The organism is Mesorhizobium sp. WSM4836 (assembly GCF_055811815.1).
The window spans coordinates 1-14,633 of record NZ_JBVVQF010000047.1 but is presented as its reverse complement, the minus strand read 5'-3'; the positions used below and the strand labels follow the sequence as shown (position 1 = coordinate 14,633).

At 62.1% G+C, this 14,633-nt stretch carries 8 protein-coding genes and 1 pseudogene; 7 read left to right on the top strand and 2 right to left on the bottom strand.

All coding sequences use genetic code 11. The features are described 5' to 3' along the window. Window positions 1-379 precede the first annotated feature (379 nt). The 3 genes from rpoB to AC0L2P_RS30980 all read left to right on the top strand — a co-directional run bounded on the left by rpoB (window position 380) and on the right by AC0L2P_RS30980 (window position 9,604). The gene (gene rpoB / locus AC0L2P_RS30990; protein ID WP_473506950.1) at window positions 380-4,516 is read left to right on the top strand and encodes a DNA-directed RNA polymerase subunit beta; all 4,137 of its coding nucleotides are present in this window, start codon (window positions 380-382) and stop codon (window positions 4,514-4,516) included. Between the two features lie 138 nt (window positions 4,517-4,654). Then, entirely contained in the window at window positions 4,655-8,851 is a 4,197-nt protein-coding gene (gene rpoC / locus AC0L2P_RS30985) for a DNA-directed RNA polymerase subunit beta' (protein WP_473506948.1), read from the top strand. An 84-nt stretch (window positions 8,852-8,935) separates the two neighbouring features. After that, window positions 8,936-9,604, top strand: coding sequence for an O-methyltransferase (locus AC0L2P_RS30980; protein ID WP_473506946.1), 669 nt, complete (start codon window positions 8,936-8,938; stop codon window positions 9,602-9,604). Window positions 9,605-9,652: 48 nt separating this feature from the next. Here AC0L2P_RS30980 and AC0L2P_RS30975 read toward each other — a convergent pair whose 3' ends face one another. Continuing rightward, window positions 9,653-10,582, bottom strand: coding sequence for a Gfo/Idh/MocA family protein (locus AC0L2P_RS30975; RefSeq protein ID WP_473506944.1), 930 nt, complete (start codon window positions 10,580-10,582; stop codon window positions 9,653-9,655). A gap of 114 nt (window positions 10,583-10,696) precedes the next feature. Further along, window positions 10,697-10,978 carry a transcriptional regulator gene (locus tag AC0L2P_RS30970; RefSeq protein WP_473506963.1) on the bottom strand — a complete coding sequence of 94 codons (282 nt, stop codon included), beginning with the start codon at window positions 10,976-10,978 and terminating at the stop codon, window positions 10,697-10,699. Window positions 10,979-11,440: 462 nt separating this feature from the next. Between AC0L2P_RS30970 and rpsL the strand changes: the two genes are divergently transcribed. The 4 genes and pseudogenes from rpsL to AC0L2P_RS30950 form a co-directional block, all read left to right on the top strand. Next, complete coding sequence (gene rpsL, locus AC0L2P_RS30965; protein ID WP_006333356.1) at window positions 11,441-11,812, top strand: 30S ribosomal protein S12; 372 nt, start codon at window positions 11,441-11,443, stop codon at window positions 11,810-11,812. 85 nt (window positions 11,813-11,897) lie between these two features. Further along, window positions 11,898-12,368, top strand: a complete 471-nt coding sequence (gene rpsG / locus AC0L2P_RS30960) for a 30S ribosomal protein S7 (protein ID WP_008875664.1) — start codon at window positions 11,898-11,900, stop codon at window positions 12,366-12,368. A gap of 30 nt (window positions 12,369-12,398) precedes the next feature. After that, on the top strand, window positions 12,399-14,489 hold the full coding sequence (gene fusA / locus AC0L2P_RS30955) for an elongation factor G (protein WP_254817148.1): 2,091 nt from the start codon (window positions 12,399-12,401) through the stop codon (window positions 14,487-14,489). A 67-nt stretch (window positions 14,490-14,556) separates the two neighbouring features. Then, window positions 14,557-14,633 (top strand): annotated as a pseudogene (locus tag AC0L2P_RS30950) (GTP-binding protein); the annotation flags it as partial.

Genomic DNA, 14,633 nt, shown 5'->3' with positions numbered 1-14,633 from the left:
CGGCTCCGAGCGGTGAATTTCCCGGTTTTCCCTCGCCCGCCGCCAAAATTTCCACCCCCCTGCGCCCCCCCGCGGCTTTATTTTTTTTTTTTTTTTTTTTTTGGGGGGGGGGGGGGGGGCGGCGCCCCCCCCGCCACTCCCTTCGCAAGGAGGGAGGTTCGTAGCGCGAAGAGTGCGAAAACCTCTTTCCTGAGGGCCGCAAACCGGCCTTCAGGAAACGGGTTTTCTCCCGTTTCTGGCCCACCGCCAAGTGGCGGCGGGTGAAAAGACAAGAAGCCGCCGACAGGCGGCGGGCAACAAGACAGGGCCGCCAAGGTGGCCCGAGATGCAAGGCGAGCCGCGGCGAGGCTCGTCCCGAGAATTGAGCTAAGGAGCGACGATGGCCCAGACCCAGACTTTCAATGGCCGCAGACGCGTACGCAAGTTTTTCGGAAAGATCCCGGAAGTTGCGGAGATGCCGAACCTGATCGAGGTTCAGAAGGCATCCTATGACCAGTTCCTGATGGTGGAGGAGCCCAAGGGAGGGCGTCCCGACGAGGGGCTGCAGGCAGTTTTCAAGTCGGTCTTCCCGATTTCCGATTTTTCCGGCTCCTCGATGCTGGAATTCGTGAAATACGAGTTCGAAGGACCGAAATTCGACGTTGACGAATGCCGTCAGCGCGACCTGACCTATGCGGCGCCGCTCAAGGTGACGCTGCGCCTCATCGTGTTCGATATCGACGAGGATACCGGCGCCAAGTCGATCAAGGACATCAAGGAGCAGGACGTCTACATGGGCGACATGCCGCTCATGACATTGAACGGCACCTTCATCGTCAATGGTACCGAGCGCGTCATCGTCTCGCAGATGCACCGTTCGCCGGGCGTCTTCTTCGACCATGACAAGGGCAAGTCGCACTCGTCCGGCAAGCTTCTGTTTGCCGCGCGCGTCATTCCCTATCGCGGCTCGTGGCTCGACATTGAGTTCGACAGCAAGGACGTCGTGCATGCACGCATCGACCGCCGCCGCAAGATTCCGGTGACGTCGCTGCTGATGGCGCTCGGCATGGACGGCGAAGAGATCCTGTCGACCTTCTACAACAAGATCACCTACAAGCGCGCCGGCGACCATTGGCGCATCCCGTTCAACGTCGAGCGTTTCCGCGGCCTCAAGGCCGTTGGCGACCTGGTCGATGCCGACACCGGCGAAGTCGTCGTCGAGGCCGGCAAGAAGATCACCGCCCGCCAGGCCAGGGCGCTTGGCGAAAAGGGTCTCAAGGCGATCAAGGCGACCGACGAGGATCTGCTCGGCAACTATCTTGCCGAGGACATCGTCAACTACGCGACCGGCGAGATCTTCCTCGAAGCCGGCGACGAGATCGACGAAAAGACGCTGAAAGTGCTGCTCGGCACCGGCGAGGACGAGATCAAAGTTCTCGACATCGACCACGTCAATGTCGGCGCCTATATCCGCAACACGCTCAACGTCGACAAGAACGAGAGCCGCCAGGACGCCCTGTTCGACATCTACCGCGTCATGCGCCCCGGCGAGCCGCCGACGCTGGAAACCGCTGAAGCCATGTTCAACTCGCTGTTTTTCGACAGCGAGCGCTATGATCTGTCGGCAGTCGGCCGCGTCAAGATGAATATGCGCCTGGAGCTGAAAGCCGAGGATACCGTGCGCGTGCTGCGCAAGGACGACATCCTGGCCGTCGTCAAGACCCTGGTCGAACTGCGCGACGGCAAGGGCGAAATCGACGATATCGACAATCTCGGCAACCGCCGCGTGCGCTCGGTTGGCGAGCTGATGGAGAACCAGTACCGCGTTGGGCTGCTGCGCATGGAGCGCGCGATCAAGGAACGCATGTCCTCGATCGAGATCGACACGGTGATGCCGCAGGACCTGATCAACGCCAAGCCGGCGGCTGCCGCCGTGCGCGAGTTCTTCGGTTCCTCGCAGCTGTCGCAGTTCATGGATCAGACCAACCCGCTGTCGGAGATCACCCACAAGCGCCGTCTGTCGGCGCTTGGGCCGGGCGGTCTGACCCGCGAGCGAGCCGGTTTCGAAGTGCGCGACGTGCACCCGACGCATTACGGCCGCATCTGCCCGATCGAGACGCCGGAAGGCCCGAATATCGGCCTGATCAACTCGCTGGCGACCTTCGCGCGCGTCAACAAATACGGCTTCATCGAGAGCCCGTACCGCAAGATCGTCAATGGCAAGCTGACCAATGAGGTCGTCTACCTCTCGGCTATGGAAGAGGCCAAGCACCACGTCGCGCAGGCCAATGCCGAGCTCGACAAGAATGGTCATTTCGTCGACGAATTCGTCATTTGCCGCAACGCCGGCGAAGTGATGATGGCGCCGCGCGAAAACGTCGATCTGATGGACGTGTCGCCGAAGCAGATGGTGTCGGTGGCCGCGGCCCTGATCCCGTTCCTCGAGAACGACGACGCCAACCGCGCGCTGATGGGCTCGAACATGCAACGTCAGGCCGTGCCGCTGGTGCGCGCCGAAGCGCCGTTCGTCGGCACCGGCATGGAGCCGATCGTCGCCCGTGACTCAGGCGCCGCCATCGGCGCCCGCCGCGGCGGCATCGTCGACCAGGTGGACGCGACGCGTATCGTCATCCGCGCCACGGAAGATCTCGATCCCGGCAAGTCCGGCGTCGATATCTACCGGCTGATGAAGTTCCAGCGTTCGAACCAGAACACCTGCATCAATCAGCGTCCGCTGGTGCGCATGGGCGACCGGGTCAACAAGGGCGACATCATTGCCGACGGCCCGTCGACCGAGCTCGGCGATCTGGCCCTCGGCCGCAACGTGCTGGTCGCGTTCATGCCGTGGAACGGCTACAACTACGAGGATTCCATCCTCTTGTCCGAGCGCATCGTCGCCGACGACGTCTTCACCTCGATCCACATCGAGGAGTTCGAAGTCATGGCCCGCGACACCAAGCTTGGGCCGGAGGAGATCACGCGCGACATCCCGAACGTCTCGGAAGAAGCGCTGAAGAACCTTGATGAGGCCGGCATCGTCTATATCGGTGCGGAAGTGCAGCCGGGCGATATCCTTGTCGGCAAGATCACGCCGAAGGGCGAAAGCCCGATGACGCCGGAAGAAAAGCTGCTGCGCGCCATCTTCGGTGAAAAGGCCTCGGACGTGCGCGACACTTCCATGCGCATGCCTCCGGGAACCTTCGGCACCGTCGTCGAAGTGCGCGTCTTCAACCGCCACGGCGTAGAGAAGGATGAGCGCGCCATGGCAATCGAGCGCGAGGAGATCGAACGCCTCGCCAAGGACCGTGACGACGAGCAGGCGATCCTTGACCGTAACGTCTACTCGCGTCTTTCCGACGTTCTCGTCGGCAAGGAGGCGATTGCCGGGCCGAAGGGCTTCAAGAAGGGCTCGAAGCTGTCGAAAGACACGCTCGACGAGTATCCGCGTTCGCAGTGGTGGCAGTTCGCCGTGGAGAACGAAAAGCTCCAGAGCGAACTGGAAGCCCTGCGTGGCCAGTACGACGATTCCAAGAAGGCGCTCGAGCAGCGCTTCATGGACAAGGTCGAGAAGGTGCAGCGCGGCGACGAGATGCCTCCGGGCGTCATGAAGATGGTCAAGGTCTTTGTGGCCGTGAAGCGCAAGATGCAGCCCGGCGACAAGATGGCCGGCCGGCACGGCAACAAGGGTGTCGTGTCGCGGATCGTTCCGGTCGAGGACATGCCTTTCCTCGAGGACGGCACGCATGCCGATATCGTGCTCAACCCGTTGGGTGTGCCGTCGCGCATGAATGTCGGCCAGATCCTGGAAACGCATCTGGGCTGGGCCTGCGCCGGAATGGGCAGGAAGATCGGCGATCTGATCGACGCGTACAAGACGGCGGGCGATATCAAGCCGCTGCGCAAGACGCTCGAGAGCTTCATGCCGGCCAACGACCGCAACGAGCCGGTCCGCGAATACGACGACGACAGCATCGTTCGCCTTGGCGAGCAGATGCGCCGCGGCGTCTCAATCGCCACACCGGTGTTCGACGGCGCGCACGAGGCCGACATCAACATCATGCTGGAGCAGGCGGGCCTGCACACGAGCGGTCAGTCGCAGCTCTATGACGGACGCACCGGCGAGCCGTTCGATCGCAAAGTGACGATGGGCTATATATATATGCTCAAGCTTCACCACCTTGTGGACGACAAGATCCACGCGCGTTCGATTGGTCCGTACTCGCTCGTTACCCAGCAGCCGCTGGGTGGCAAGGCGCAGTTCGGTGGCCAGCGCTTCGGCGAGATGGAGGTCTGGGCGCTCGAAGCGTACGGTGCCGCCTACACGCTGCAGGAGATGCTGACGGTGAAGTCGGACGACGTTGCCGGCCGTACCAAGGTCTACGAGGCGATCGTCAGAGGCGACGACACCTTCGAGGCCGGCATCCCCGAGAGCTTCAACGTTCTGGTCAAGGAAATGCGGTCTCTCGGCCTCAATGTCGAGCTGGAGAACACCAAGCTCGACGAGACCCCGATCCGGCTGCCCGACGCGGCCGAGTAAGCAAGACGTCCGGTCGCGGGAGAGGGCTCTCGCGACTGGGCGCACCCAAATTCTTCGGCCAATGGCCGATCAAGTCGGCGGGCGTTTGGCCCGCGCTAGATGCAAGGGGTTTTCGATGACCCCGAAAAGGAGAACGGCATGAACCAAGAGGTCATGAATCTCTTCAATCCCCAGGCGCCCGCGCAGGTGTTCGATTCCATCCGGATCTCGCTTGCCAGCCCTGAGAAGATTCTGTCCTGGTCGTTTGGCGAGATCAAGAAGCCGGAGACCATCAACTACCGCACCTTCAAGCCGGAGCGTGACGGCCTGTTCTGCGCGCGCATTTTTGGTCCGATCAAGGACTATGAGTGCCTGTGCGGCAAGTACAAGCGCATGAAGTACAAGGGCGTCATCTGCGAGAAGTGCGGCGTCGAAGTCACGCTGTCGCGCGTCCGCCGCGAGCGCATGGGCCACATCGAGCTGGCGGCACCGGTCGCCCACATCTGGTTCCTGAAGTCGCTGCCGTCGCGCATCGGCACGCTGCTCGACATGACGCTGAAGGACATTGAGCGGGTCCTCTACTTCGAGAACTACATCGTCACCGAACCCGGCCTTACCGCGCTGAAGGAGCACCAGCTGCTCAGCGAGGAAGAGTACATGATGGCCGTCGACGAGTATGGCGAGGATTCGTTCACCGCCATGATCGGCGCCGAGGCGATCCACGACCTTCTGGCCGGCATGGACCTCGAGAAGATCGCCGGCGATCTGCGTTCGGAACTGGCTTCGACCACTTCCGAGCTCAAGCAGAAGAAGTACCTGAAGCGGCTCAAGGTCGTCGAGAACTTCATGGAATCCGGCAACCGTCCGGAATGGATGATCATGAAGGTGGTTCCGGTGATCCCGCCGGACCTGCGTCCGCTTGTCCCGCTGGACGGCGGCCGTTTCGCCACGTCCGATCTGAACGACCTTTATCGCCGCGTCATCAACCGCAATAACCGCTTGAAGCGGCTGATCGAGCTGCGCGCGCCCGGCATCATCGTGCGCAATGAAAAGCGCATGCTGCAGGAAGCCGTCGATGCGCTGTTCGACAACGGCCGTCGCGGCCGCGTCATCACCGGTGCCAACAAGCGTCCGTTGAAGTCGCTGTCCGACATGCTGAAGGGCAAGCAGGGCCGGTTCCGCCAGAACCTGCTCGGCAAGCGCGTCGACTATTCCGGCCGCTCGGTCATCGTCACCGGTCCGGAGCTCAAGCTGCACCAGTGCGGCCTGCCGAAGAAGATGGCGCTCGAACTGTTCAAGCCCTTCATCTACGCCCGTCTCGACGCCAAGGGTTACTCCTCGACCGTCAAGCAGGCGAAGAAGCTGGTCGAGAAGGAGCGTCCGGAGGTCTGGGATATCCTCGACGAGGTCATCCGCGAGCATCCGGTGCTTTTGAACCGCGCACCGACGCTGCACCGCCTCGGCATCCAGGCGTTCGAGCCGATCCTGATCGAAGGCAAGGCGATCCAGCTTCATCCGCTGGTCTGCACGGCCTTCAACGCCGACTTCGACGGTGACCAGATGGCGGTCCACGTGCCGCTGTCGCTGGAAGCGCAGCTCGAAGCCCGCGTGTTGATGATGTCGACCAACAACATCCTGCACCCGGCTTCCGGTGCACCGATCATCGTGCCGTCGCAGGACATGGTTCTCGGCCTCTACTATCTCTCGATCGTCAACCAGAACGAGCCGGGCGAGGGCATGGTCTTTGCCGACATGGGCGAGCTCCAGCACGCGCTCGAGACCAAGGCGGTGACGCTGCATGCCAAGATCAAGGGGCGCTTCCGCACGGTCGACGCCGACGGCAAGGTCGTGTCGAAGATCTACGACACCACGCCTGGCCGCATGATCATCGGCGAGCTTCTGCCGAAGAACCACAATGTGCCGTACGAGACCGCCAACCAGGAGATGACCAAGAAGAACATCTCCAAGATGATCGACACCGTCTACCGCCATTGCGGTCAGAAGGAGACGGTTATTTTCTGCGATCGCATCATGGCTCTCGGCTTCAGCCACGCCTGCCGCGCCGGCATTTCGTTCGGCAAGGACGACATGCTGATCCCGGATGCCAAGATCAAGCTGGTGTCCGACACCGAGGCTTTGGCCAAGGAGTACGAGCAGCAGTACAATGACGGCCTGATCACGCAGGGTGAGAAGTACAACAAGGTCGTCGACGCCTGGGCCAAGTGCTCGGAAAAGGTCGCCGACGAAATGATGGCCCGCATCAAGGCGGTCGAGTTCGAGGATAACGGCCGTCAGAAGCCGATGAACTCGATCTACATGATGTCGCACTCCGGTGCGCGCGGCTCGCCCACCCAGATGCGCCAGCTCGCCGGTATGCGCGGCCTGATGGCCAAGCCTAGCGGTGAAATCATCGAGACGCCGATCATCTCGAACTTCAAGGAAGGCCTCACCGTGCTCGAGTACTTCAACTCGACCCACGGCGCCCGCAAGGGTCTGGCCGACACCGCCTTGAAGACGGCGAACTCGGGTTATCTGACGCGTCGTCTTGTCGACGTGGCGCAGGACTGCATCGTCAATTCGCTCGACTGCGGCACCGACAAGGGCCTCACCATGCAGCCGATCGTCGATGCCGGTCAGGTCGTCGCCTCGGTTGGCCAGCGCGTTCTCGGCCGCACCTCGCTCGACGACATCACCCACCCGGTCACCGGCGAGGTTCTGGTCAAGGCCGGAACGCTGATGGACGAGCGTGACGTGGAACAGATCGAAAAGGCCGGCGTGCAGTCGGTCCGCATCCGTTCGGCACTAACCTGCGAGGTCAGGGTCGGCGTCTGCGCGGTCTGCTACGGACGCGATCTGGCCCGCGGCACTCCCGTCAACCAGGGCGAGGCTGTCGGCGTCATCGCGGCGCAGTCGATCGGCGAGCCGGGCACCCAGCTCACCATGCGTACCTTCCACATGGGCGGCACGGCGCAGGTGGTGGATTCCTCCTTCCTTGAAGCCTCCTATGAGGGTAAGGTCGAAATCCGCAACCGCAACGTGGTGCGCAACTCCGACGGCCAGCTGATGGTCATGGGCCGCAACATGGCGGTGTTGATCCTCGACGAGGCCGGCAAGGAACGCGCCACGCACCGCGTCACCTACGGTTCGCGCATCTTCGTCGACGACGGCGACAAGGTGAAGCGCGGCCAGCGTATCGCCGAGTGGGATCCTTATACCCGCCCAATCCTCACCGAAATCGAGGGCAGGGTGGCATTCGAGGATCTGGTCGATGGCATTTCCGTTCAGGAAACCGCCGACGAATCTACCGGCATCACCAAGCGCGAGGTCATCGACTGGCGTTCGACGCCACGCGGCAACGATCTCAAGCCGGCGATCGTCGTCCAGGATGCCAAGGGCAAGGTCGGCAAGCTGTCGAAGGGCGGCGACGCCCGCTTCCTGCTCTCGGTCGAGGCCATTCTTTCGGTCGAGCCGGGTGCACAGGTTCGCCCCGGCGACGTGCTGGCGCGTATTCCGATGGAAAGCGCCAAGACCAAGGACATCACCGGCGGTCTGCCGCGTGTGGCCGAACTGTTCGAGGCACGCCGTCCGAAGGATCACGCCATCATCGCCGAGATCGATGGCACGATCCGCTTCGGCCGCGACTACAAGAACAAGCGCCGTATCATCATCGAGCCGCATGACTCGGCGCTTGAGCCGGTCGAATACCTGATCCCGAAGGGCAAGCCGTTCCATCTCCAGGACGGCGACGTCATTGAGAAGGGCGACTACATCCTCGACGGCAATCCGGCGCCGCACGACATCCTGGCGATCAAGGGCGTGGAAGCGCTTGCCTCCTACCTCGTCAATGAGATCCAGGAGGTCTACCGCCTGCAGGGCGTGTCGATAAACGACAAGCACATCGAGGTGATCGTTCGCCAGATGCTGCAGAAGGTCGAGATCACCACGCAGGGCGATTCGACCTACATTCCGGGCGACCACGTCGACGTGATCGAACTGGAAGAGGTCAACGAGCGCCTGGTCGAGGAAGGCAAGAAGCCGGCCGAAGGCCAGCCGGTGCTGCTCGGCATCACCAAGGCCTCGCTGCAGACGCCGTCCTTCATCTCCGCCGCCTCCTTCCAGGAGACGACGAGGGTGCTGACCGAAGCTGCGGTTGCCGGCAAGACCGACATGCTGCAGGGGCTGAAGGAAAACGTCATCGTCGGCCGGCTGATCCCGGCAGGCACCGGCGGTACGATGAGCCAGATCCGACGCATCGCCACCTCGCGTGACGAGTTGATCATCGACGAGCGCCGCAAGGCGTCCGGCGTCGAGGTCGCGGAGCCGATGCTGACCGACATGGCTTCCGCCGCGCAGTAAGCGCGCAAAGAAGAGAAGATAGAAAAGGGGCCGAAGTGGCCCCTTTTCGTATTTTGGTTCCTCAATCGGATCGGAGGAGAAACGATGAGCAGCAGGAAGACCTGGGCTTCGGTCGACGATTACATTGTCGGGGCTCTTTTCGAGGCGGATCCCACCCTCGATGCCGTTCTGGCGACTAACCATGATCAGGGCCTGCCGGCAATCGATGTTTCGCCGGCCCAAGGCAAGCTGCTGTCACTTCTTGCGCGAATGCGGGGAACCAAGAAGGTGCTCGAGATCGGCACGCTGGGCGGCTACTCGACAATCTGGATGGCGCGAGCATTGCCCGTGGACGGCAAGGTCGTGACGCTCGAGCTTGAGCCGCACCACGCCAGTGTCGCGCGGTCGAACTTTGAACGGGCAGGGGTGTCGGACCGGGTAGAACTGCGGGTCGGACCGGCGCTTCAATCGCTTGCGGCGCTGGAGGCAGAGAATGCCGGCCCGTTCGACTTCGTCTTCATCGACGCCGACAAGCCGAACAACCCGCACTATCTGTCTTGGGCGATGCGTCTTTCGAGACCGGGGACCGTCATCGTCTGCGACAACGTCATTCGTGACGGCGCGGTGGTGAATGAAGATGGTCGCGACGCCAATGTCGAAGGTGCGCGCGCGGCGTTCTCGTTCATCGGCAGCGACAAGCGTCTGGAAGGCACCGCGATCCAGACCGTTGGCGCCAAAGGCTATGACGGCTTTGCCATAGCGATCGTCAAGTGAATCTGCGCGGCGAGTGGCTGGACCGGCGATCCGGCCGGCGCCCGCGGCTCAGTCGAAAAACGCTTCCACCACGTTGCGCTTGCCAAGCATGAAGGCATCGGCGACGTGCTGGAGGGGCGCGAGATCGACGTCGGAGGTGCCCGCGCGCACGATGTCGGCAAAGCGCTTGTAGAGCATCGGGTATTCCGCTTCCGGCTCCTCGTGAACGACGCGGCCATCGATGGCGAGTTTCGAACCGCCGCCAGAAAGTACCATGGATCCGGCCTCGGTATCGGCCAGGATGTCCCAGCTTTGCGGGCCGGTCTGGCGCCAGTCGAGTTCCATCGTAACCGGCAGACCGTTCGAAGTGCGGAAGGCGATATGGGCGGCGATTGGGGCCGCGCGGTTTTCGGGGAAATCGAGCTCTGCCGAGCCGATGAACATCGGCGGCAGGATGTGGGTGGCGATCGACAGCGCGTTGATGCCGGGATCGAAGACGCCAAAGCCGCCGGGGGCCCAGATCCATTCCTGGTTCGGATGCCAGCGGCGCACGTCTTCCTTCCAGTTGATGGCGGCCGACCTGATCGTAGTCGAACCGAGGAATGCACGCGCTGCTTCGACGGCCGGCGCATAGCGTGAATGCCAGCTGGCGAACAGGCAGACGCCGTTCGCTCCCGCCAGCGCCTTCAGGTCTTCGACCTCGCTGACCGTGGCGCCGGGCGGCTTTTCCAGGAAGACATGCTTTTTCGCCACCAGCGCCGTGCGCGCTGCGTCATAGCGAAACTGCGGCGGCATGCACAGCGACACCGCCTCGAGCTCCGGCACCGCGTCAAGCATCGCCTCGATGGTCGGGAAATTCGGGATGTCTTCGACTTTGCCATGGCGGCTCGCTGCGGCGACCAGGCGATAATCCCGGTCCTTCGCCAAGGCCGGCAGGTGCTGGTCGCGGACGATCTTTCCCACGCCGACGATGCCGAGCTTGATGGGATTAGAGGACATGGGAACTCCGCAGGTTGAGTGTGCCAGAGGTCGCTTCTTAGCAGAGAACTTATGCCGGGCAAGTCGCCGGGCTTCTATCGCCGGCCCGCGAGATCGACCGCGATTCAGATCTCTTCAAATCGGCACATCGAATGTCACGATCGATACTTCGCCTTCGAGCGCGCCCTGATAGGCGGACAGATGCGGCTCCTCGTCGGGCACGCCGTCCAGATCGCCGATCTGATCGAGCTCGGCCTCGGCATAACCTTCCGCGGCAAGCGATTCGAGAGCGCTGCGCACCGCCGAATCGTCGTCCGGCGCGACCAGCATCACATGCACGCCTTCCGGCTTGCCGCCTTTGCGCTTCCACACCCGGCCGGTAATAATGGTGACCGGGCGCTCCTCATTGTCATTCACGGGTTCGTACCTCCTGGCGAGGGGATTTTGGCTGTTCATGCCGCCTTTTCGCACGAAGCACGGCCCGGAAACAGTCGAAAGTCGGTCACTTTCTGCCTTCCTCTTGAAAAACGGCGCAAGAAAATTACATGCGTTTTTCGCATGGCTGCCACGCCGCGGGTTCAGCGCAATATTTGCCGCTCCGGGGTTGACGGACAGTGGCCATACGAGTAGAAGCCGCCCAGTCAGAACCGATGTGAGGCTCTCGCTTCCGAAGCGACACGCTTTGGAGTTTGCCTCAAACAGGGTTCGTTTTACGAGCGAAAAGACATTTCCGGCGTGCATGAAGCGGCTTCCGCTTCCTCTGCCATTTGTTCGGGCAAGACCGCGAGGCGCGGTTTGTGGCCCGAATTTGCGTATGGAAATGACGCTTTGAGCGGCCCTGACCGGGCAAGACACGGAATTGAGAGACAAGAGGGTTTAATGCCTACCGTCAACCAGCTGATCCGCAAGCCGCGCATTGCGCCGGTGAAGCGCAACAAGGTCCCGGCCATGCAGCAGAACCCGCAGAAGCGGGGCGTCTGCACGCGCGTCTATACCACGACGCCGAAGAAGCCGAACTCGGCGCTGCGCAAGGTGGCCAAGATCCGCCTGACCAATGGTTTTGAAGTGATCGGTTACATCCCCGGCGAAGGCCATAACCTTCAGGAGCACTCGGTGGTGATGATCCGCGGCGGTCGCGTCAAGGATCTTCCGGGCGTCCGTTACCACATCATCCGCGGCGTGCTCGACACGCAAGGCGTGAAGAACCGCAAGCAGCGCCGTTCGAAATATGGCGCCAAGCGTCCGAAGTGACCGAAGCGTAGCCAAGGTCGTTCCGGGCGGCGTCAAGCGACGATCCGGGATCCAGGCCACCGCGTAGAATTGAGGCAGAGAAAAAATGTCCCGTCGTCACAGTGCAGAAAAGCGTGAGATCAATCCGGACCCGAAGTTCGGCGATCTGATCGTCACCAAGTTCATGAATGCCGTCATGTATGACGGCAAGAAGTCGGTTGCCGAGACCATCGTCTACGGCGCGCTCGACCAGGTCCAGTCCAAGACCAAGCAGGAGCCGGTCACCGTCTTCCATCAGGCGCTCGACAATGTCGCGCCGCATGTGGAAGTACGTTCGCGCCGCGTCGGCGGCGCCACCTACCAGGTTCCGGTCGACGTGCGCCCCGAGCGCCGTCAGGCATTGGCCATCCGCTGGCTGATCGCCGCCGCCCGCAACCGCAACGAGACCACCATGGTCGACCGCCTCTCCGGTGAGCTGATGGACGCGGCCAACAACCGCGGCACCGCCGTCAAGAAGCGTGAAGACACCCACAAGATGGCAGAAGCCAACCGCGCTTTCGCGCACTACCGCTGGTAAAGCGCGAACGAGACTGAAGAGGCACCTCCCATGGCCCGCGAATATAAAATCGAAGACTACCGCAATTTCGGTATCATGGCGCATATCGACGCCGGCAAGACGACGACCACCGAGCGCGTCCTCTATTACACGGGCAAGTCGCACAAGATCGGCGAAGTCCACGACGGCGCTGCCACCATGGACTGGATGGAGCAGGAGCAGGAGCGCGGCATCACCATCACGTCGGCCGCCACCACGACCTTCTGGAAGGGTCGCGACGGCAAGATGTATCGCTTCAACATCATCGACACCCCCGGCCACGTCGACTTCACCATCGAGGTCGAGCGTTCGCTGCGCGTGCTCGACGGCGCCATCGCGCTGCTCGATGCCAATGCCGGTGTCGAGCCGCAGACGGAGACCGTCTGGCGCCAGGCTGACAAGTATCGCGTGCCGCGCATGATTTTCTGCAATAAGATGGACAAGATCGGCGCCGACTTCTACCGCTCGGTCGAGATGATCGGTTCGCGCCTCGGTGCGCATGCCGTCGTAATGCAGCTGCCGATCGGCGCCGAGACCGAGTTCAAGGGTGTCGTCGACCTCGTCGAGATGAACGCGCTGGTCTGGCGCGACGAGACGCTGGGCGCTGCCTGGGACATCGTCGAGATCCCTGCCGACCTCAAGGCTCGTGCCGAAGAATACCGCGAGAAGATGATCGAGGCCGCCGTCGAAATGGACGAAACGGCGCTCGAGAATTACCTCGAAGGCAAGATGCCGAGCAACGACGAGATCCGTGCGCTCATCCGCAAGGGCACGATCGCTGTGAAGTTCTATCCGATGTTCTGCGGCTCGGCCTTCAAGAACAAGGGCGTGCAGCCGCTGCTCGACGCCGTCGTCGAATATCTGCCGTCGCCGGCCGATGTCCCGGCCATCAAGGGCGTCGACGCTAAGACCGACGCCGAGATCGAGCGTCATGCCGACGACAACGAGCCGCTGTCGATGCTTGCCTTCAAGATCATGAACGACCCGTTCGTCGGTTCGCTCACCTTTGCCCGCATCTATTCGGGCAAGCTCACCAAGGGCATCTCGGTCGACAACACCGTGAAGGGCAAGAAAGAGCGCATCGGCCGCATGCTGCAGATGCATGCGAATTCGCGCGCCGACGTCGAAGAGGCGTTTGCCGGCGACATCGTCGCCCTCGCTGGTCTCAAGGACACCACCACCGGCGACACGCTCAGTGATCCGCTGCATCCGGTCATCCTCGAGCGCATGGAATTCCCCGATCCGGTCATCCAGATCGCCATCGAGCCGAAGACCAAGAACGACCAGGAAAAGATGGGCCTCGCCCTTCACCGCCTGGCCGCCGAGGATCCGTCCTTCCGCGTCAAGACCGACGAGGAAAGCGGTCAGACGATCATCTCCGGCATGGGCGAACTTCACCTCGATATCATCGTCGACCGCATGCGTCGCGAGTTCAAGGTCGAGGCCAATGTCGGCGCGCCGCAGGTGGCCTACCGCGAGACGATCACCCGCAAGCACGAGCAGGACTACACGCACAAGAAGCAGACCGGCGGTACCGGCCAGTTCGCCCGCGTCAAGATCCTGTTCGAGCCGAATCCGGAAAGCAGCGAATTCGAGTTCGAAACCAAGATCGTCGGCGGCGCTGTGCCGAAGGAATACATCCCTGGCGTCGAAAAGGGCATCAACAGCGTCATGACCTCGGGCCCGTTCGCCGGCTTCCCGATGATCGGCGTCAAGGCGACGCTGATCGATGGCGCCTACCACGACGTGGACTCTTCGGTTCTGGCCTTCGAAATCGCCGGCCGCGCCTGCTTCCGTGAAGCAGCGCCCAAGCTTGGCGTGCAGTTGCTCGAGCCGATCATGAAGGTCGAAGTGGTGACGCCGGAAGATTACGTCGGCAGCGTTATCGGCGACCTGAACGGCCGTCGCGGCCAGATCCAGGGCCAGGAAGCCCGTGGCGTGGCTGTGGTCATCAACGCGATGGTGCCGCTCGCCAACATGTTCAAATACGTAGACAACCTTCGCTCGATGAGCCAGGGCCGCGCGGCTTACACGATGCAGTTCGACCACTACGAGCCGGTCCCGACCGCAGTCGCCCAGGAAGTCCAGAAGAAATACGCGTAACTCGAAACGAGTTGCATCAGTAACTTAATTCAAGGCCCGCATGGGCTGGCAGGAATGGAGAGATCACATGGCAAAAGGTAAATTCGAGCGCACTAAGCCTCATGTGAACATTGGCACGATTGGTCACGTTGACCATGGCAAGAC

What these genes read in the sequence shown, in the direction of transcription:
- rpsG (WP_008875664.1), top strand. Translation starts at nt 11,898, where the DNA reads ATGTCCCGTCGTCACAGTGCAGAAAAGCGTGAGATCAATCCGGACCCG.
- rpoB (WP_473506950.1), top strand. Translation starts at nt 380, where the DNA reads ATGGCCCAGACCCAGACTTTCAATGGCCGCAGACGCGTACGCAAGTTT.
- rpsL (WP_006333356.1), top strand. Translation starts at nt 11,441, where the DNA reads ATGCCTACCGTCAACCAGCTGATCCGCAAGCCGCGCATTGCGCCGGTG.
- rpoC (WP_473506948.1), top strand. Translation starts at nt 4,655, where the DNA reads ATGAACCAAGAGGTCATGAATCTCTTCAATCCCCAGGCGCCCGCGCAG.
- AC0L2P_RS30975 (WP_473506944.1), bottom strand. Translation starts at nt 10,582, where the DNA reads ATGTCCTCTAATCCCATCAAGCTCGGCATCGTCGGCGTGGGAAAGATC.
- fusA (WP_254817148.1), top strand. Translation starts at nt 12,399, where the DNA reads ATGGCCCGCGAATATAAAATCGAAGACTACCGCAATTTCGGTATCATG.
- AC0L2P_RS30980 (WP_473506946.1), top strand. Translation starts at nt 8,936, where the DNA reads ATGAGCAGCAGGAAGACCTGGGCTTCGGTCGACGATTACATTGTCGGG.